The following is a 17,987-nucleotide window of genomic DNA, read 5'->3' as shown; positions in this document are numbered from 1 at the left end:
AGTCGAGGTACGTTGTGCGGCGGTCCCCGTCCGTGGACGCGCGGACGGTGTCGAGAAATAGTTGTGTGTCGGGTGTCAGCGGCCGGTCTCGGTGTCGTCTTCGAACTCTTCTTCGCTGTAGCGGCCGGATCGGACGTCGTAGTCCGAGAGGAGGTACGTGTTCGCGAGTGCGAAGAGCGCGGCGCCGCCGAGGGCGAGCCCCGGGAGCGAGCCACCGCCGGTCTCCGGGACGTAGGGGTAGGAGATCTTCTTCTCCTCGACGATCTTGTCCGAGGGCGGCATGATGCCGGACCCCGGTTTGTCGGGAATCGGTGACTCGGTCGCGGGACCGCCGGGTTCGCCGACGACGAGGCGGCCGACCATCCCGAGCGTCTTGTGGGGGATGCAGTAGTAGTCGTAGGTCCCCTTCGTCTCGAAGGTGTGCTCGTAAGCGGCGCCCTTCTCCGTGAGCGTCCCGCTGTCGAAGTTCGCCGCCCCTTCGGGGATACGACGCGTGCTCGCGCGGGGGTTGTTCGGGTGGTAGGCCGTCGCGGAGTGGTCCCCGGAGTCGATGTAGAACTGGACCGTGTCGCCCGGCTCGATGTACAGTCCGATGGGATCGAAGATGTACTCGCTCCCCTCGGTGATCATCGCGACCTTGTGTGTCGTTCCCTGTTGGGCGCTCGCCCGTCCGACGAGTCCCGACCCGAGACCGACGCTCGCCGCTCCGACACCGGTGGCGCCGGCGAGGAACTGCCGGCGGTCCAGGCGTGGCTCGGAGCGCTGGGTAGAGTCGTCCATCTTGGTCGGGAGTTGTGCGGCCGATATTGAGTGTGTTTCGGTCGCGGGCTGCGAATCGTGGGTGACGATGGCAGGCACGACGGCGCCGCTGCCCTCACGGAACCGAAACAACGTTATACATCACGTCCAAACCTTCGCCTACCGAAATTCCGTCGGGCAGCACGTCTGCTACCGGCGGGTAACAAACGAGTTAACTAACATGAGACGGGAAACGGCCATCATCTTGCTGCTCATCAGTCTCGTCGTACTCCCCGTGTGGTACGTCGCGATGACGAGCGGTGCTATGGCACACCACGAAGAGGTCGTCCTCAGGCCGATGCCGAACGAGTCACTGAACGCCCTCGGCCACTTCGCGCCGATGCCGGTCGAGACGGGTATCTATCGGTCCGGCGTCGTCACCTGGATCGCCCTGTTCGCGTTGATGGGGATACTCCTGCTGTCGACGCGCTACCTGCGTCGGGTCGGTCGCGAAGGTGACGCGGTCGAAGGCGAGGCGACGGCGGACCTCGACCTCCCGCCGTACCTGACGAAGGGTCGGGAAGTCGTCGCGTACTGGACGCCGTCCGCGAGTATCGGCGGCGTCTGGCTCGTCGGCATCTTCGCCCTGCTGGACGTCGCGTTCGCATCGTTGCTCGCCAGCGAGGTGCTCGGGATGGCTCGCACACAGTTCATCGGACTGTACGCGGGTCTCCTCACGCTCTCGCTCGGCGAGACGGTGATGCTCTACTACGCGCACTTCGTACCGAGTATTGACGTCGTGGAGGCACGCCACTAACATGTCGAGTACCAACGAAAATTCTGAGGCAGTCGAACAGCCCTCCGAAGAGTCCGACGACGGGCCCGCGGACGACACGCTCGTCGAGACCCGACGGAACGCCGCGAAGTTCTTCGCAGCCATCGGCGGCGCCGCCGCCGTCGGGAGCTTCGCCGTCACCGGACTGACCGGTCTCTGGAAGGCCGGCGGCGTCGAGGGCGGTGAACAGCTCACGTACAAGAACATCTACGTGAAGGGCACTCGCCTCGTCGACCAGGACGGGAACCCGGTCAAGGTCGGCCGCCTCGAGAAGGGGTCGGGCGAGAAGCTCTCGGTCTACCCCGAGGCCGAGGGCGGTGGCGCCCTCAAGAAGAAGCTCGCGACGACGCTCCTCGTGCGCTACTCCGAGGACGCCTACAAGAAGCCGACGAACCTCGACTCCACGGTACAGGGCTACGCGGCGTACTCGGGCGTCTGTACGCACGCTGGGTGTATCGTCAGCGGCCGAGAGGGCCAGAACCTCAGCTGTCCGTGTCACGGCAGCCTGTTCGACCCACTCCAGGGCGCGAAGGTCGTCGGCGGTCCCGCGTCGAAGCCGCTCCCGCAGCTGCCCATCGGAACGACCGAAGACGGCCAGCTCCTCGTAGCGACGGGCCACTTCGAAGCACCGCTCGGACCTCCCTAACCAATGAGTACGATGACCGGCGACGATACCGAAGAAACCGAGGAATCGGCAGACAACTACTCGAACAGCCGGGTGTACAACTGGCTCGACGACCGACTCGGTGTCCAGGACAAGTTCCTGGGGAAGGCGTTCCCCGAAGACGAGTACGCCTCCTTCCTGCTCGGCGAGGTGTCGCTGTTCTCCTTCGCGATCCTCGTCCTCACCGGGACGTTCCTCGGGCTCCTGTACGTCCCGGCGGTCGCGCCCGTCGAGTACATCGGTCAGGTCGCGAAGTACCACAACAAGGAGGTGCCGGCCGCGTTCGCGTCCGTCCTCAGGATCACGTACGACGTCCGCTTCGGGATGTTCGTCCGTTATCTCCACCACTGGGCGTCGTACCTGTTCATCGCCGCGATGACGCTGCACATGCTGCGCGTCCTCTTCAGCGGCGCCTACCGCAACCCCCGCGAGATCAACTGGATGGTCGGCGCGTCCATCCTCTTCATCTCGCTACTCGAGGGTGTGTTCGGCTACGCGCTCCCGTTCGACGAGTTCTCCGCGACGGCGACGAGTATCACCCTCGAAATCGCGGGGTCCGTCCCGTTCATCGGCCACGAAATCGTGATGCTCGTCTTCGGCGGCGAGTGGCCCACCGGCGCGTCCGCGGTCATCCCGCGGCTGTTCTTCCTGCACGTCTTCCTCGTCCCACTCGTCATCGCGGGACTCGTCGGCGTGCACATGTTCCTGCTCGTCCGGCAGAAGCACACCGAGCAGGCCGGCGCTCGTGAGCCACACGACCCGCCGAAGGACGACCAGAGCGTGGTCGTCGGGACGCCGCTCGTCCCCAACCAGACGTACGTGACCCTCGTCGTCTTCTTCATGACACTCGGGGTCCTCTCGTTCCTCGCCGGCTTCCTCCCGCTCCAGCGGATCGCCGTCTTCGGGCCGTCCGACCCGACGACGACGCCCGCGGGCGTCGGGCCGGACTGGTTCCTCCTCTGGACGTTCGGCTACCTGAAGATGGTGCCGAGCTACTACTTCGGGCTCTCCGAACTCCTCGGTGGGGTCAGTCTCGCCGAGTTCTTCGGTGGGGTCCTCATCCCCGGTATCGTCGGGACGGTCCTCGTCCTCTGGCCGTTCATCGACTACTCCTCGAAAGAGGTCCACTTCACGGCTGACCCGATCCGACGCCCCGTCCCGACCGCCGTCGCCGTCGCGGGCATCGCCCACATCATGATGGCGTCGCTGGCCGGGATGAACAACATCGTCGCGACCATCACCGGTATCCCCTCCGGGAAACTGCAACTCCCGCTCCAGTTGTCGATGATCGTCGTTCCGGTCGTCTGGGGATTCCTCACCTACTGGCTCCTCAAGCGGCGGAAGGAGCGTGAGAACACGGTCGACCCGAGCCACGCCGCGGCCGGACTCACCGAATCGGACGACTGAACGCTGGTCACTTCTTCTCTTCTCCACCCCTCACATGGCCGTTTTCACCGTCTCGTCGCGCGTCTACTTCTACCTCGACCGCGTGAGCAAACTCGTCGGTCTCCTGCTGTTGACGCTCGCGTTGCTCCCCGACGTCCTCCCCGAGTACTCACTCGTCCTGGGGATCCTGGGAGTCCTCGTCGGTGTCGCGACGGCGTTCGTCGACGTCGACGAGAAGTCGGACGAGGACCCGTCCGACGAACCGTAGCGGGCCGCTACTCCGCCGCGTCGGTGATCGCTCGCTCTAGTTCGCGAGCGTCCACACGAAACTTGAACTTCGGTGTCCCGTCGACGAACACGTAGGGGACGCGCTCGCCGTACTGTTCTCGGAGGTCGGGGTCGGTGTCGACGTCGACCTCTTCGACGGTCGCGTCCGCCTCGACCCGCTCGACGACGGCGTCGACGGTCTCCTTCGCCTCCTCGCAGAGGGGGCAGACCTCGCGGGAGTAGATCGTCACGCGGACGGGGTCGCTCATCGGTCGATCGTAGGGGCGGTGGTCGGTTATCCCTTCCTCCTCAGAGTAACTATTATACGCAGGGATTTCGTCGCCACTGGTATGCAACGACGCGCCGTGGCAATCTCTGTCGCATTCTTCCTCGTCCTCTCGGCCGGGTCCTACGCGCTCGTCGCGACGACGTCCTCACCCCCGATCACCGTCGACGAGGCCAGTGTCGACCACCAACTCCAGCGAGGCGACACCTTCTCCGTCGGCGGGAAGACGTACTCGCTGACGAAAGTCGGCGGCGGGTCGGCGACGGCCGCGCACACGAACGAGTCCTACCGCTACACGGCCCAGTTGAAGCGTGGACAGCAGGTGACCTACCAGGGAGAGACGTACAACGTCACGATTCCCAACGGGTCCGACCCGTCACAGTTCACACTCCGCGAGGTCCAGACCATCGACGAACCGACGGTGACGGTCAACGGCACCGTCTACGTCGTGGTCGAGGAGAACGGCGGCGACAACCGGACGCTCGTCCCCCGCGACGAGTACCTCCCGGAACCGACGACTCACACGTTCGAGGAGGGCGACACGCTCGACTACCAGAACCACTCCACGACGGTCGCCACTATCGAGGCGGAGGTCGTGACCCTCGAGTGGGTCGGCGAGCGGACGACCACCGTCACGTTCTCCCAGGGGGAGAACACCACGCTCTCCGGGAAGACGTACCTCGCACACTTCCCCAGCGAGAACGTCGTCGTCCTGACCGACGAGTTCGGCGTCTACCAGCAAGAAGTCGAGAATCAGCGGTACTTCCACGAGCGGACGAACGGGCTGTGGGGAATCTCCATCATCAGCGGTCTCGCCGCCGTCCTCCTGGTGATGTTGGCCTTCCTGCCACCGCGGTACTGAGACGCCTACCCTCACTCGGTGGTGAAGACGAACCAGGCCAGCGCGAGTCCGAGGACGACGGCGCCGACGGCCCCGAGAATCTGCCCGATGGCGGCGACGGTGCTGGTCTCGTAGGTCCACGGCGTCCCCGCGAGGGTCGCGAGACCCACGAGCGCCACGAAGATACCGGTCGGGACGGCGAGCACGTCCAGCGTGTCGAGGGAGTCGAGGTCGAGGTTCATACACGAGTGTTCGACGCCCGACTCCTAATCCTACCGGAACGGAACGACTATCTGCCCGGCGTCCGCGGTGTCTCGACGTGGTTCCTCGTCGCTCCCTCTCGCGATCGCGTCGGCGTTCGTTCCTCTGTGGCGTCGCTGCGACGGTCTCGACGCTGGCCGGGTGTTCGACGCTCACTGCGGACGAACCGGCCGACGTCGCGGTCCACAACGCCGACGCGGCGCCGCACACGGTCACGGTGTCCGCGCGGACGGTCGACGGGCCGACGCACCTCTCCGAGCGGGTCGACCTCGCCGCCGACGAGTGGGTCTCGTTCCCCGACGCTCTCCCGGCCGCGAGCGCCTCTCGGGGGACCGAGACGTTCCGCGTCGCCGCGTCGGTCGACGGCGGGCCGGCGACGACCCGGACGGTCGAGAACACGCCGTCACTCGCAGTCGTTCAGGTCACGGTCCGTCCGGACGGAGTAGAAATCGACGACGTTCGGGAGTGAGTCGGCGGGCCGCGACTCAGGCCGACTCGTTCTGCTCGACGACGACGCGGACGGTGTCGCCGTCCTGGAGCACGTGGGAGCGCGGTGCGACGGGGTCGCCGTTCACCGTCACCGTGACGTTCGTCCCGGGGTCGGACTCGCGGTACGTGGTCCCGTCGTAGGTCACACTCGAGTTCGTGACGTCGATTCCGAGCGTGTCGAGTCCGTACGCGAGGGTGACGCCCTTCCCGTGGACGTGCCAGCGCTCGCCGTTCCCGTTCTCGAAGTGGAAGTACTTGTCCTGCACCTGGTAGCGGTCCTTCGAGAAGTCGACGTGGTGGCCGTCGACGACGACCTCAATCTGTCCGTGCCAGTGGACCGACCCGTACGCGTGCGGGGCCGAGCCACCCGAACCGGCGGCGTTCGCCGTGCCACCGCCGCCCCCGGCGAGGAAGAAGTACGCCCCGCCGGCGAGGAGACCGACCCCGATGGCGAGGAACAACCCGAGTGCGAGGTTGTAGCGCTTCCGGCGCGTCTCCTCGACGGCCGCGCGGTGCTCGTCGACGCGACGGCGCTCGATTCGGCCGAGTTCGTCGTCGTGTTCGGCTCCGAGGTGGTCGAGGTAGGCGTCCTCGTCGTCGAGGGACGTCCCGCAGTAGTCGCAGTCCGGCATTCGGTGTGCCTAGCCGACCGAGGTACATAAGTCGCGCGTGGCGGCCGCTCCGGTACAGGAGTGCCTCGACGTGGTGCCCGCGAGGTGTGGTGAGAGGGTTTAACCACGAGGTGCCCGACACCTCGGGTATGACTCGCGACGGGGCCGACGAGACGGACGAGACAAACGAGACCGGCGAAACCGACGGGGACGGCGAACCCGACCCGACGGTCGCACTGGAGGCGATGGACCCGCTCGAACCGTACACGACGACCGAGGTCGCCAGTCTCCTCGACGTCCCGCGGAGACTCGCGCGGAGGCTCCTCGACGCCCTCTACGTCGAGGACGAGGTCGAGAAGAAGACGCCGGGCGGCGAGGAGAAACCCATCGTCTGGATCAAACCGGCGCCGCGCTACACCTGCCCGCACTGCGGCCACGAGTTCGCCGTCCGGTTCGTCCACCCCGTGTTGTCGCGAGCGCACTACTGCCCGCGCTGTGGGAAGCGTATGGAGTAGCGTCGGGGCTACGCGGCGTCGGTTCTCGCAGAAGCGGGCCGTGGGTCGGAGCGGTGAAGTCGCTCCGGGATTCGAACTACGCCCGAGAACCCGCGCTCCGCGCGGAACCTCGGTCTAGTCCAAATCCCTTGGCCGTTTTCGTCGCTCCGCGACAGAAAACGGGCCGAGAGGGATTTGAACCCCCGACCGTCTGGTTAAAAGCCAGACGCTCTGCCAGGCTGAGCTATCGGCCCTCATCCGTACTCCGTCCGCCGTCGTTTAAACACTTTTCATCCGCCCCGCCGTCGGACCAGAACCCTTACGCTCGAATCGGACGACACGACCCGTATGACCGCCGACAGTGCCGCGTCGGAGTACGACGCGGAGATGCGCTCGTTCGTCGACGACCTGCTTGCCTTCGAGACGACGCCCGGGAGCGAAGGACCGGCCGTCGAGTGGCTCGACGGTCGCCTCGACGACCTCGGCTTCGACACCTACCGGTGGGCCGCGGACGCCGCTCGCCTCGCCGAGCACCCCTCCTTCCCCGACGACCCTGCCGACATCGACGTGGTCGACCGCCCGAGCGTCGGCGGCGTACTGGAGTTCGGCGACCCAGATGCGGGGAAGACTCTCGTCCTGATGGGACACGTCGACGTCGTCCCGGCCGAAGCCGAGAACTGGTCGTCGCCGCCGTTCGAGCCGACGTGGCACGAGACAGACGAGGGAGCCGAACTCGTCGCCCGCGGCGCCGCGGACATGAAGTCCGGCGTGGCGACCGCCGTGTTCGCGGCGCTCGCGGCGGCCGAACGCGCCGAAGCGTCGGGACTGGACGGACGCATCGTCGTCGAGGGCGTCGCCGGCGAGGAGGAGGGCGGTATCGGGGCGGCCGCGGCGGCGATGGACAACCCCTACCCCTTCGAGCGGGACGCCGCGGTCGTCACCGAACCGACCGAACTCCGACCTGTGGTCGCCACGGAGGGGTCGGTGATGAAGCGCCTCGAACTCACCGGGCGGTCGGCCCACGCGGCGACGGCGTGGCGTGGCGAGGACGTCCTCCCTCGGTTCGAGGCGATCCGCCGCGCCTTCGAGACGCTGGAGCAGGAACGACACGACGACGTCACCCACCCGCTCTACGACGACTACCCGTCCCGGTGGCCCGTCGTCTTCGGGACGGTCCGGGCGGGGAACTGGGCGTCGACGGTGCCCGAGTCACTCGTCGCCGAGGTCAGGATCGGCGTCGCACCCGGTGAGACCGTCGACGAGGTCGAAGCACAGTTCGAGGACCGTCTCGCCGAGGTCGTCGCCGACGACGAGTGGCTCGCGGCCCACCCGCCGACGTTCGAGCGCTTCTCCGTCCAGTTCGAACCCTCGGAGATCGACCCCGACGAACCGGTCGTCGACGCCGTCCAGGACGCGATGGACGCGCTCGGGTGTCCCGGGACCGAACCCGAGGGGGTCACCTACGGCGCGGACGCTCGCCACTACATCGAGGCGGGGATTCCGACGGTAATCTTCGGTGCGGGGAGTATCGACCAGGCGCACTTCCCCGACGAGACGATCCAGTGGGACGACGTCCTGACGGCAGTCGACGTCCTCGCGGACGCGACGCGGCGTTACCTCTCGTCGGCGTAGCGTTCGCGGAGCGCGTCGGCGACGATTGCGCTGGGCGAGGCGTCTTCGAGGACCGCTTCACGTCGGAGTTCGCGGTACACTTCGGTCGGGAGCACGACGTCGAGTTCGCCCGGCGTCACGCCCCGTTCTTCGAGCGCGTCGTTGAGGTCGCGCCCGTCGTTGATCTCGCTGGCGATAGTCCGGACTTCCCTGACCGTGAGGTCGTTGTCGATGACGGCCCACGCGAGTTGGTACCGGGCCTCGCCGCCGACGCGGGCGATGTGCTTGGCGGCGGTCGGCGGGATGTGTCCGAGCGCGACGTGTCGGCGGACGGGCCGGGGCAGGTCGTGGACGCGGGCCCACTTCCGAATGAAAGAGACAGTGACTCCGTCGCCGGCGCGTTCGGCCGCGGCCTTGTACGACCCCTCGGCGCGGACCAGTGCGGCGCAGGCGGCGGCGCCGCGGAGCATGTAGAAGCGGTCCTCGCCGAGGTTGCCGTTCGCGAAGTCGTACACTGTCTGTGCCGCGCGCTCGACGCTCTCGGGGTCGTTGGGATCGAAGCGGACCGCACGCTCGGCGTGCTCACCTGTAACACGTTCGTCGCCACGGATGACCGGTTCGCCGACTGGCGATTTCCGGTCGGTCGGTGGTTCGCCGAGGGGCCCGTCGTCCGCTGGACCGTCCGTCATGCTGTGCGGTACGTGTGGGTCCGCATAAAGGTGCTACTCCTCGTCGCGCTCTTCGGAGAGGTGCTCCCAGATCTCGGTGCACCCCGCGCCGGGTTCGACGTCGTCGAGGTGCGCGTCGTCGCGCTCGGTCTCCTCGGTCTCGACTTCCGCAGTCATGCCTCGACCTCCAGGGTTGCTGGCGTCCGGTCGATAGTCCGTTCAGTCATCGTGTTCACTCAACGGTGTACTCACGTTTAAGGCCACCTCCGCGAGCAACACCCGCCCGCGCTAGCCGAAACTGGCGGGTGTTGCCTCTTTCCCTGCCGCTCTCGACGCGAGAACGTGGATAGGGGCAATACTTTCCGATATGTGGTCGATTTCCGGTGACGGTCCACCGCTCGACTCGTGCCGTGGACCAGTCCTCAAACGGTGACGACGTTACCGGCACCGGGTGCGGACACGACGTAGCCGTCGTCGCGTAACTCCGCGGCGAACGCCTCGCAGCGGTCGCCGTGGTTGACGAGGACCTCGGCGTCGCGATAGTCGTCGAGGAACTCCCGCAGTCCGTCGTGGTCGGCGTGCGCGGAGAAGTCGTACTGCTCGACCTGGGCACTGATCGGCATCACGCGGCCGTCGATCTCCGCGCTCCCGGTCTCCAGGAGGTCCCTCCCGGGAGTTCCTTCGACCTGGTAGCCGGTCATCGCGATCTTGTTCGTCGGGTTCGAGCGAATCTCGGGGATGTAGGTCATCGCGGGGCCACCGGAGAGCATGCCGCTGGTGGTGATGATGGCCGCTTTCTGGTCGGTAATCCTCTTGCGCTGGCCGTCACGCCCGGTCACGAACCGCGCGTGGGACGTCGCACGCTGGAGTGCGTCGGCGTCGCGGATGAACTCCGGGTACTGGCGGAGCATCTCGGTCACCTGCTTGCCCATTCCGTCGACGTAACAGGGGATGTCGTACTCCTCGCAGACGAGCATCATCTCCTGCGTTCGGCCGATGGCGAAGGCTGGGACGACGACCGTTCCACCGTCCCAGAGCGTCGTCTCGACGCTCCGGACGAATCGCTCCTCGACGTCGACTCGCTCCTCGTGTTCGACGTCGGAGTAGGTACTCTCGCAGATAACGATGTCTGCCTCGGGTCGTGCAGTCGTTCCCGCCACCAGACGCTGGTCCTCGGTGTGGAAGTCGCCGGTGTAGAGGAGTCGAGTGTCGCCGTCGTCGACGAGGACGTGCGCGCTCCCGGGAATGTGGCCGGCGTCGAAGAACGTCACTTCGTGGCCCGCCGCCTCGAACGTCTCGCGGTAGCCGTGCGTCTGCGAGACCTCGGTGACGCGCTTCACGTCGTTCTCCGTGAACGGACAGTTGAGCGACCCGCCGTGCAGTTTGAGCGTGTCGCGCGCGAGCGTCAGCGCCAACTCGTACGTCGGCGGTGTCCAGTGAATCGGCGGGCGATTGTCGCCCGAGAGTAACGACGGAATGGTCCCGACGTGGTCGAGGTGGCCGTGCGAGACGACGACCGCGTCGGCCTCCGGCGTGTCGACGGGGAACCGCGGTGGGTTGCCCGTCAGGATTCCGAAGTCGAGCAGGAGAGAGTCGTTCACGAGGACCGCGCTTCGACCCACCTCCCGAGCACCGCCCAGGAACTGGAGATTCATTGTCGTCTCTACCGTCTCGGCGTGTTTCCCTCCACCGGTCGCACGCGGACGCCTCCGTCCAAGTCACCTCCCCACCCGCGCTCTCGTCGCCCCTGGGTCGCCGTGCCACTGCGAGGTATAAGTGAATTGTATATACAATAGACATTGCTTTCCACCGTAGACCACCTCTTAATAACCGACGACGATCCGACGCCCGCACGCGATTCCCCCCGATCGTTCCATCTGACCACCGACACTCACCAACTCTATGTGCGTCGTACTCTCCCTCTCCATCGCCCCCGACGAGTTCCAGTTCGGCCGTATCGCCTCTACTGACGCCGACGTCCGCGTCCAACTCGCCAACGTCGTCCCCGGCTACCAGGCCCCGTTCACCCTGTTCTGGGTGCACGGCGACGAGCGCGAGCGCTTCGAGACCCGAGTCCGCGAGCACGACCAGGTGGATGGACTCCGGACGGTCTGCGAGAGCGACGAGTCCGCCCAGTACTCCCTCCAGTGGGACCACCAGGCCGACGAGTTCGTCGCCGCCACCGCGGAGACGAACGCGGTCGTCCTCGACGGCTCCGTGGACGGCGGCGAGTGGAGGTTCGTCCTCCGGTTCCCCGACCGCGACGACCTCCTCGCCTTCCACGACCGGTGTCGCGACCTCGGGATCGACTTCGACGTCGACCAGATCGAGTCGGAGGCCGGCTGTGCCCACCGGACGACGAGTCTGACCGACGAGCAACGCGAGGCGCTGTTGCTCGCACTCGACGCGGGGTACTTCGACATCCCGAAACAGACGACGCTCACCGACCTCGGCGACGAACTCGGTATCTCTCAGCAAGCGGTCTCACAGCGCTTGAACCGTGCGATACGCAACTGTCTCCACGACTACTTCCACCTCCCCTCGGCGTAGGTCACTCCGCGGTCCACCCGTAGACTCGGAACCGTTCGTACCCACCGAAGGCGAGTTCCAACGACCCCATCCACCAGTTCCACCGCGTCGCGACGCCGCCGTCCGCCGCGGCACGGTCCGGTGCAGGTGCGTCGCGGAGGTTGTCGACGACCGTCTCGACCGTGAGTTCGGTACCCGTGTGTCGCTCGTACTGCCCCGAGTCCGCCAGGTCACCGGCCGCGCGGGCGACGACGCGACGCTCGGCCCGCGACCCGTCGAAGGTCTCGGCGAGCGACTCGCGGAGGTCGCGTCGGTCGAATCCCGGACACATCGGTCCACACTACGGCTGCACCACCCTTGGGTGTAGTGCTGGGTCCCTTCAGCGTGGTGTTCGTCGCGACCTGCGCCTGCGCCACCGGGGTTTTGTGTCGTCCGTCCGAACACGCGTTCACGATGACCCCGGAACTCGCCATCGACGCCGACTGGAGTTACCTGTACATCGACGGGGAGTGGGTGCCGTCCGTGAGCGACGAGTACATCCCGGTCACGGACCCCTCGACGCGCGAGGAGGTCGCGACGGTCCCCGCGGGAAACGAGGCGGACGTCGACGCCGCCTACGAGGCCGCGGCCGACGCACAGACTGAGTGGGCCGACGCCCCGCCCGCCCGACGCCGGGAGGTCGTCCAGCGCGTCGAGTCGCTCCTCGACGAGCACCGCGAAGCGATCGACGACCTGCTCGCCCACGAGGCCGGTGGGACGCACATCATGGGCGAGACGTCGGTCGACCTCGCTGCCGACCAGGCCGCCGAGGCGGCGACGCTCCCCCGACGGATGAAGGGCGAACACGCCGACTCGAACGTCCCCGGGAAGGAACACGTCGTCCAGCGCGAACCGAAGGGCGTGGTCACGGTCATCTCACCGTGGAACTTCCCGCTCAACCTCTCGATGCGCGCCGTCGCGCCCGCCATCGCCGCGGGGAACACGGTCGTCCTCAAGCCCGCGACGAACACGCCCATCACTGGCGGTCTCCTCCTCGCGAAACTGTTCGAGGAGGCTGGCGTCCCGGACGGTGTCCTGAACGTCGTCACCGGCCGCGGGTCGGACATCGGCGACCGGGTCGCCGGCCACCCCGAGAGCGACGTCGTCGCGTTCACCGGGTCGACGCCCGTCGGCCGCCAGGTCGCCGCGACCGCCGCGGAGAACCTCGCGACGCCCGCGATGGAACTCGGCGGCAACAACGCCCACGTCGTCACCGCCGACGCCGACCTCGACCGCGCCGTCGACGCCGCCGTGTTCGGTTCGTTCGTCCACCAGGGTCAGGTGTGTATCTCCATCAACCGCCACCTCGTCCACGAAGACGTCTACGACGAGTACGTCGAACGCCTCGCCGAACGCGCGGCCGACCTGCCCACGGGGAGTGCCCACGACGACGAGACCGTGGTCGGCCCCATCGTCGACGAGTCACAGCGCGACGAGATGCTCGAGTACGTCGAGGAGACCCTCGACGCCGGCGCGACCCTCGAGACCGGCGGCGGGACGGTCGACCTGGACGGAGTGGACGACTCGCTCGTCGTCGAACCCACCGTCCTCTCCGACGTGACGAACGACATGGCCGCGGCGTGCAACGAGCACTTCGGCCCCATCGCCCCGGTCGTCCCCTTCTCGGACGTCGACGAGGCGGTCGAACTCGCCAACGACACCGAGTACGGGCTCTCCGGTTCGGTCCACGCGGGCGACCTCGGCGTCGCGAAGGAGATCGCCGACCGCATGGAGACGGGTCACGTCCACATCGGCGACCAGCCTATCAACGACGAGGCCCACGTCCCGTTCGGCGGCATCGGCGCCTCCGGAATGGGCCACTACAACAGCGAGGCGTTCCTCCGAGAGATCACGGAGACGAAGTGGATCTCCGTCCAGCACGAACCCCGCGAGTACCCCTTCTGAGGGGCGCAGTGTGCGAAGGTTCGAGTACTAAAACGGGCCCAACACGGGGCGTGCAGTGACGACGGCCGCTGACGGGCGGATTCGGTGAGTGCGGCGCACCCGTCTGCGGGAGGGAGCGCGCCGCCTGTCCGCCGGAGTGCCCCGGTGTCGTCAGCACGAGGGAGACGCCGGCGCGTCGACGTCGACGCCACCGGGACACACCGCGTTTCGACGCACTTTTGGCCCTTCTCCGACTTTCCTCGTACATGGCTACGTTTGACGTCGTGGTAGCCGACCCCGAGGAGGGTCGGTCCTACCAGGTCGAAGTCGAAGGACAGGACGCCAATCGCTTCATCGGTCGGGAAATCGGCGACGAGGTCGACGGTGGCGCCGTTGGACTGACCGACGGGTACACGCTCGAAATCACCGGCGGCTCCGACGCGGCCGGTCGTCCCATGCGCGAAGACGTCCCGGGGACCGGTCTCGCGGACCGTCTGCTCACCGGCGGGACGGGCTACACGCCGTCCCGTGACGGCGAGCGCAAGCGTGTCTCCGTCCGCGGCCGCGAGGTCGCCGACGTGACGGCACAGCTCAACGTGAAGATCGTCGAGTACGGCGAGGAGTCCGTCGAGGACCTCCTCGGCGAAGGCGGCGAAGAAGAGAGCGAGTAACTCTACTCGCTCCCGGGAGTCGCCCGTTCCGACCCGGAGCGGGTCCCTTTTCAGCGCGAACCTCTTTGTTCGAGTATGAACGTGAGCGAGCGCTTCCAGTCGTTCCTGTCGGGTGAGCGACCCGACGACGTCGCAGTCTTCCTCTCCGAGGACGTCGTCGGTGACCTCGGCCCGCTGGCCGAGTACGGTGAAGAGACCGACGACGGAATCGTCCTCGTCGTCGACGGCGAGAAGGGCCGGTCGGTGTTCCAGCAGGTCACCGGGGTGGAGGCGATGCAGTTCGCCCAGTCCGCGATGGACACCGACGGCGACATCGACGACGACCTCTCCGGCGGCGAGTGCCCGGCCCGCCCCGAGGTCGAAGACGAGTCCGAACACGGCGTCCGCTACGTCTTCGCCTTCGCCGAGGAACAGAACGAGGAAGTCGGCGGGCTCTACGCCGAAGGACCGGTCGTCCACGCCTACGCCTACTGCGACTGCGGCGAGGCCTACTCCGACCGCTGGGTCGTCGAAGAGTAGAGACCGAAATCGGACCCGTTCGACGCGCTACTCTTCGCTCTCTTCGTCGGTCTCTTCTTCACTCTCGGCGGCTTCCTCGCTCTCTTCCGTTTCCGGGAGGTTACGGAAACCGTCGAGGATGACCTGCTTCGTGACCGCGCCCTGGGTCGTCCAGTGGTGGGCGTAGTCCATCATGTCGTCGTAGATACGGGGCTTACAGCCGGCGGCGCGGGGGTGGCCGCCGCCGTTCACCTGGTCGGCGACTTCGTGGCAGCGCTCGAAGTCCTCGCTCCCGCGGATGCTCGCGCTCCCGGCGGGCTTGACGACGACGGCCGCGTCGGCGCCGCGTTGGCGGAGTTCCTCGGCCACCTCGTTCTGCGAACACCGGCCGTAGGTGACGCCGACGGTGACGCCGTTCACTTCCTTGATGGACGCGCGCTCGACGGCCTTCTCGATGAGGGCCTCCTTCTCCTCGCGGCGCTCCGCGAGGAACTCGCGGGCGGTCTCGGGGAGGTCCGGGCCGTGTTCGCGGACGACGTCGAGGTACTCCTCCGCGTCGACCCACCGCGAGTAGTCCGCCAGGTCGTCCGAGCGTGGGTCCTCCTTGATCCAGAGGTCGTGGTCGCGGGTGACGGCGGCGAGTTCAACGATGTGTCGGGGGAGGTCGTGTTCGGCGTCGAGTGCGCGGAGGGCCACGTCGGCCGTACACTCCTCGTCGGAGTCGCCGACGACGAGGTCGACGCCGGCCTCGCGGACCGCGGCGGCGGCCTCGTCGCTCCACTGGTGGTGGTCGAACCACTGGACGTCGCCGGCGTGGTCGACGAGGAGTTCCAACTCCTCTTCGACGTACCGGTACTCGTCGGGACAGAGGTCGCAGACGAAGACGTGGGCGTCTTCGGGACCGTACTCGGCGGCGCGGCGGAGTCCGTCTTCGAGGTTGTGCGGACTCGCCGTGAGCAGGGCGACCTCCTCGTCGTCGAACACTTCGGCGATGACGGCGGTCGCGCCCAACCCGTCGGCGTCTCCGTCGGCGACGACGATGACGTCGGCCGTCGCGGCGCGCTCGCGAGCCTCCTGGTCGGCCTGTGCTTCGCGGACGTCGTCGGGGACGAAGAAGCCCCGGCCCGGAAGGAGAGATTTCCGTTCGAGTGGGAGGGTCTCGGCGTCGAGAACGTGCTCTTCCATAGCTAGGCTGCCGAGCGGACGCGCAAAGAAGGCGACGGTTGGGTACGGCTACGCGACTCGGCCGGTGCCGTCTCCGGTCCGGGTCTCGTCCTCGTCGAGTTGCCGGACCGTCAACACGGGGACCGGGCAGGTCCGGACGACCCGTTCGGCGACGCTCCCGACGAGGAAGCGGTTCTCGCCGTGTCGACCGCGCGTCCCGGTCGCGACCACGTCGGCGTCGACGTCGCGGGCGTAGCTCGTGATCTCCGAGGACGGGCGCCCCTCCCGGACGACGGCGTGGACATCGCGGGACGCCTTCGTCGAGACGGTGTCGAGGGCCGACTCGGCGCGTTCCTCGAGCGCGTCGTGGAGTTCCTCGCGGAGGTCCTCCGGGGCGTTCTCGATCTCGCTCTCGTCGATCACGTAGAGTGCGTGGACGGTCGCGTCGAAGCGGTCGGCGAGGTCGAGTGCCACGTCGACCGCCCGCTCGACGCTCTCCGACCCGTCGGTGGCGATGACGACCGTGTCGATCATGCCTGTGGGTTCCGGCGCGGCCTACATAAACGTACACGGAGCGTTTTTACCGTCGGCTCGCGCACGTCCGAACATGAGCCTCGAAGTGGAGACGGTACTCGTCCCGGTCGACGGGAGCGAGGCGTCGGCCCACGCCGCCGAGTACGCGGCCGCCATCGCGGACCGCTACGGAGCCGACATCCACGCGCTGTTCGTCATCGGCGAGACGGTCGCTCGCGGTATCGAGACCGGCGAGGTCGACGAGTCGGCCGTCGCCGAGGACCACCAGGCGTTCGTCGCCGACGTCGAGGCGCTGGCCCCCGAGGGGGTCGCCGTCACGACGTCGACCGCCAACGCCTTCTCGACGACGCGAAAGCTCCACCACCCCGGCAGCGTCACCCTCGACGCGGCTGCCGACGTGGACGCGGACTTCATCGTCGTCCCGCGGAGCACCGACCTCGACGGGTCGGGGAACGTCCTGGAGAAGGCCGCCGAGTACGTCCTGCTGTACGCGAGCCAGCCCGTCCTGTCGGTGTGAGCCGGCGACGGGGTGGTGACGGAGCAGCGAGCGACGAGCGACGACGGCCGGGTACTCTACTCGTCGGAGTCGCCGGCGAGACGGATCGCCATCTCTAGCTCGAAGCTCTCCGAACTCATCGTCTCGAAGCCGACCTTCTCGTAGAGGCTGACCGCGGGTTTGTTCCAGCGCTCGACCGTGAGCCACACCGTCTCGGCGCCGCCAGCGGCGCCGTGCCCGAGGAGTCCCTCGATGAGTCGCGTCCCGATACCCGCTCCCTGGTGGGACTGGTGGACGAAGATGGCGAGTTCGTAGCCACCCTCGCCGTCGGGGACGAGCGTGGCGTGGCCGATGGCGTCTCCGTCGTCCCACGCGACGACGTTGTAGCCGTCGCCGGTGAGGAGGATGTCGAGCCAGTCCCGGATGCGGTCCTCGCCGACCGGGGGAAGACCCTGCGCGCGGTCGGCCGGGTCGAAGTCGTCGTACATCTCGACGAGGTCCTCGTAGTCGCCCTCCTCGTAGGCGCGGACCTCGACGTCGCGGCCCTCGGCGTCGGTGAACTCGACCGGCGGTTTGGGGAACGGACCCGCCGGTTCGTCGGGGTACTCTGTGACACCAGTCATCGGACGAGTTTGACGCTGACGTGGGAGTTCAACAGGACGAACTCCGAGACGGGCCCGAGGCGGATCTTCCCCATTGGACTCCGTTCACCGCCGCCGAGCGCGATCTGTTCGAACTCCTCGCGTTCGGCCAACTCCACCAGCGAACTACCGGGGTCTCCCGAGAGGTGGCGGACGGTCGCCTCGAAGTCGGCGGCGTCGAACGCCGCCTCGACCGCCGCCTCGACCTCCTCGGGCGTCCGGTCGCTCTCGGGGTTCTCGAGTACGGCCACGGTGAGGTCGTCGCCCGCTTCCTTCGCCCGCGCAATCGTCTTCTCGAGGGCGTCCAGCGAGTCGTCGGTCCCCCCGATACCGAGCAGTACCTTCATGTGCGCTTCGTTGCGCGCGCCGCGCTTAAAAGG

At 67.4% G+C, this 17,987-nt stretch carries 25 protein-coding genes and 1 tRNA gene; 13 read left to right on the top strand and 13 right to left on the bottom strand.

The features are described from left to right. Positions 1-75 precede the first annotated feature (75 nt). Positions 76-780 (bottom strand): plastocyanin/azurin family copper-binding protein, encoded by a 705-nt coding sequence (locus P0Y33_RS12255; protein WP_279527682.1) that lies wholly within the window; start codon positions 778-780, stop codon positions 76-78. A 199-nt stretch (positions 781-979) separates the two neighbouring features. On the opposite strand from P0Y33_RS12255, the gene P0Y33_RS12250 reads away from it, so the two are divergent. The 4 genes from P0Y33_RS12250 to P0Y33_RS12235 are packed head-to-tail and all read left to right on the top strand — an operon-like array spanning position 980 to position 3,891. Beyond that, the gene (locus P0Y33_RS12250) at positions 980-1,555 is read left to right on the top strand and encodes a hypothetical protein (protein ID WP_279527681.1); all 576 of its coding nucleotides are present in this window, start codon (positions 980-982) and stop codon (positions 1,553-1,555) included. A gap of 1 nt (position 1,556) precedes the next feature. Further along, complete coding sequence (locus P0Y33_RS12245) at positions 1,557-2,219, top strand: QcrA and Rieske domain-containing protein (protein ID WP_279527680.1); 663 nt, start codon at positions 1,557-1,559, stop codon at positions 2,217-2,219. 3 nt (positions 2,220-2,222) lie between these two features. Next, positions 2,223-3,644: a cytochrome b gene (locus P0Y33_RS12240; RefSeq protein ID WP_279527679.1), complete on the top strand. Its 1,422-nt coding sequence runs from the start codon at positions 2,223-2,225 to the stop codon at positions 3,642-3,644. Between the two features lie 34 nt (positions 3,645-3,678). Then, on the top strand, positions 3,679-3,891 hold the full coding sequence (locus P0Y33_RS12235; RefSeq protein WP_279527678.1) for a hypothetical protein: 213 nt from the start codon (positions 3,679-3,681) through the stop codon (positions 3,889-3,891). Positions 3,892-3,898: 7 nt separating this feature from the next. On the opposite strand, the gene P0Y33_RS12230 is transcribed toward P0Y33_RS12235, so the two are convergent. Then, positions 3,899-4,159, bottom strand: a complete 261-nt coding sequence (locus tag P0Y33_RS12230; protein WP_279527677.1) for a glutaredoxin family protein — start codon at positions 4,157-4,159, stop codon at positions 3,899-3,901. Positions 4,160-4,240: 81 nt separating this feature from the next. Between P0Y33_RS12230 and P0Y33_RS12225 the strand changes: the two genes are divergently transcribed. After that, positions 4,241-5,038 carry a hypothetical protein gene (locus tag P0Y33_RS12225; RefSeq protein ID WP_279527676.1) on the top strand — a complete coding sequence of 266 codons (798 nt, stop codon included), beginning with the start codon at positions 4,241-4,243 and terminating at the stop codon, positions 5,036-5,038. Between the two features lie 11 nt (positions 5,039-5,049). Here P0Y33_RS12225 and P0Y33_RS12220 read toward each other — a convergent pair whose 3' ends face one another. Next, the gene (locus P0Y33_RS12220) at positions 5,050-5,259 is read right to left on the bottom strand and encodes a hypothetical protein (RefSeq protein ID WP_279527675.1); all 210 of its coding nucleotides are present in this window, start codon (positions 5,257-5,259) and stop codon (positions 5,050-5,052) included. Positions 5,260-5,336: 77 nt separating this feature from the next. Between P0Y33_RS12220 and P0Y33_RS12215 the strand changes: the two genes are divergently transcribed. Continuing rightward, positions 5,337-5,747, top strand: a complete 411-nt coding sequence (locus P0Y33_RS12215; RefSeq protein ID WP_279527674.1) for a hypothetical protein — start codon at positions 5,337-5,339, stop codon at positions 5,745-5,747. Positions 5,748-5,763: 16 nt separating this feature from the next. On the opposite strand, the gene P0Y33_RS12210 is transcribed toward P0Y33_RS12215, so the two are convergent. Beyond that, the gene (locus P0Y33_RS12210; protein WP_279527673.1) at positions 5,764-6,399 is read right to left on the bottom strand and encodes a hypothetical protein; all 636 of its coding nucleotides are present in this window, start codon (positions 6,397-6,399) and stop codon (positions 5,764-5,766) included. 128 nt (positions 6,400-6,527) lie between these two features. Here P0Y33_RS12210 and P0Y33_RS12205 point away from each other — a divergent pair, with 128 nt between their 5' ends. Then, positions 6,528-6,893 carry a hypothetical protein gene (locus tag P0Y33_RS12205; protein WP_279527672.1) on the top strand — a complete coding sequence of 122 codons (366 nt, stop codon included), beginning with the start codon at positions 6,528-6,530 and terminating at the stop codon, positions 6,891-6,893. Positions 6,894-7,052: 159 nt separating this feature from the next. On the opposite strand, the gene P0Y33_RS12200 is transcribed toward P0Y33_RS12205, so the two are convergent. Continuing rightward, a tRNA-Lys gene (locus P0Y33_RS12200) sits at positions 7,053-7,126 on the bottom strand. Between the two features lie 94 nt (positions 7,127-7,220). On the opposite strand from P0Y33_RS12200, the gene P0Y33_RS12195 reads away from it, so the two are divergent. Further along, a complete protein-coding gene (locus tag P0Y33_RS12195; protein WP_279527671.1) occupies positions 7,221-8,504 on the top strand; it encodes a M20/M25/M40 family metallo-hydrolase in 1,284 nt (427 codons plus the stop codon). Here P0Y33_RS12195 and P0Y33_RS12190 read toward each other — a convergent pair. The 3 genes from P0Y33_RS12190 to P0Y33_RS12180 form a co-directional block, all read right to left on the bottom strand. Beyond that, entirely contained in the window at positions 8,486-9,172 is a 687-nt protein-coding gene (locus P0Y33_RS12190; RefSeq protein ID WP_279527670.1) for a DUF7119 family protein, read from the bottom strand. The two genes, P0Y33_RS12195 and P0Y33_RS12190, sit on opposite strands and share 19 nt — an antisense overlap. Before the next feature lie 33 nt (positions 9,173-9,205). Further along, positions 9,206-9,328 (bottom strand): hypothetical protein, encoded by a 123-nt coding sequence (locus P0Y33_RS12185; RefSeq protein WP_279527669.1) that lies wholly within the window; start codon positions 9,326-9,328, stop codon positions 9,206-9,208. A gap of 245 nt (positions 9,329-9,573) precedes the next feature. After that, positions 9,574-10,806, bottom strand: coding sequence for an MBL fold metallo-hydrolase (locus P0Y33_RS12180; RefSeq protein ID WP_279527668.1), 1,233 nt, complete (start codon positions 10,804-10,806; stop codon positions 9,574-9,576). Between the two features lie 247 nt (positions 10,807-11,053). On the opposite strand from P0Y33_RS12180, the gene P0Y33_RS12175 reads away from it, so the two are divergent. Further along, the gene (locus P0Y33_RS12175; protein ID WP_279527667.1) at positions 11,054-11,701 is read left to right on the top strand and encodes a helix-turn-helix domain-containing protein; all 648 of its coding nucleotides are present in this window, start codon (positions 11,054-11,056) and stop codon (positions 11,699-11,701) included. Position 11,702: 1 nt separating this feature from the next. On the opposite strand, the gene P0Y33_RS12170 is transcribed toward P0Y33_RS12175, so the two are convergent. Continuing rightward, the gene (locus P0Y33_RS12170) at positions 11,703-12,011 is read right to left on the bottom strand and encodes a hypothetical protein (protein ID WP_279527666.1); all 309 of its coding nucleotides are present in this window, start codon (positions 12,009-12,011) and stop codon (positions 11,703-11,705) included. A gap of 122 nt (positions 12,012-12,133) precedes the next feature. Between P0Y33_RS12170 and P0Y33_RS12165 the strand changes: the two genes are divergently transcribed. From P0Y33_RS12165 to P0Y33_RS12155, 3 genes are all read left to right on the top strand, one after another. Continuing rightward, positions 12,134-13,624, top strand: a complete 1,491-nt coding sequence (locus P0Y33_RS12165) for an aldehyde dehydrogenase family protein (protein WP_279527665.1) — start codon at positions 12,134-12,136, stop codon at positions 13,622-13,624. 245 nt (positions 13,625-13,869) lie between these two features. Next, complete coding sequence (locus P0Y33_RS12160) at positions 13,870-14,274, top strand: 30S ribosomal protein S6e (protein WP_279527664.1); 405 nt, start codon at positions 13,870-13,872, stop codon at positions 14,272-14,274. A 75-nt stretch (positions 14,275-14,349) separates the two neighbouring features. Continuing rightward, positions 14,350-14,793, top strand: a complete 444-nt coding sequence (locus P0Y33_RS12155) for a DUF5807 family protein (protein ID WP_279527663.1) — start codon at positions 14,350-14,352, stop codon at positions 14,791-14,793. A gap of 27 nt (positions 14,794-14,820) precedes the next feature. Here P0Y33_RS12155 and P0Y33_RS12150 read toward each other — a convergent pair whose 3' ends face one another. Beyond that, the gene (locus P0Y33_RS12150) at positions 14,821-15,957 is read right to left on the bottom strand and encodes a DHH family phosphoesterase (RefSeq protein ID WP_279527662.1); all 1,137 of its coding nucleotides are present in this window, start codon (positions 15,955-15,957) and stop codon (positions 14,821-14,823) included. A gap of 48 nt (positions 15,958-16,005) precedes the next feature. After that, entirely contained in the window at positions 16,006-16,470 is a 465-nt protein-coding gene (locus P0Y33_RS12145; RefSeq protein WP_279527661.1) for a universal stress protein, read from the bottom strand. Between the two features lie 73 nt (positions 16,471-16,543). Here P0Y33_RS12145 and P0Y33_RS12140 point away from each other — a divergent pair, with 73 nt between their 5' ends. Further along, a complete protein-coding gene (locus P0Y33_RS12140; RefSeq protein ID WP_279527660.1) occupies positions 16,544-16,987 on the top strand; it encodes a universal stress protein in 444 nt (147 codons plus the stop codon). Positions 16,988-17,043: 56 nt separating this feature from the next. Here the strand turns inward: P0Y33_RS12140 and P0Y33_RS12135 are convergent, their stop codons facing one another. Together P0Y33_RS12135 and P0Y33_RS12130 are read right to left on the bottom strand one after the other, a co-directional pair. Further along, on the bottom strand, positions 17,044-17,589 hold the full coding sequence (locus tag P0Y33_RS12135; RefSeq protein ID WP_279527659.1) for a GNAT family N-acetyltransferase: 546 nt from the start codon (positions 17,587-17,589) through the stop codon (positions 17,044-17,046). After that, positions 17,586-17,954: a universal stress protein gene (locus tag P0Y33_RS12130; RefSeq protein WP_279527658.1), complete on the bottom strand. Its 369-nt coding sequence runs from the start codon at positions 17,952-17,954 to the stop codon at positions 17,586-17,588. The genes P0Y33_RS12135 and P0Y33_RS12130 overlap by 4 nt, the downstream gene beginning before the upstream one ends. Between the last annotated feature and the right edge of the window lie 33 nt (positions 17,955-17,987).

Source organism: Halospeciosus flavus, assembly GCF_029814175.1.
GTDB lineage: Archaea > Halobacteriota > Halobacteria > Halobacteriales > Halobacteriaceae > Halospeciosus > Halospeciosus flavus.
This window is presented reverse-complemented; position numbering and strand designations above follow the sequence as displayed.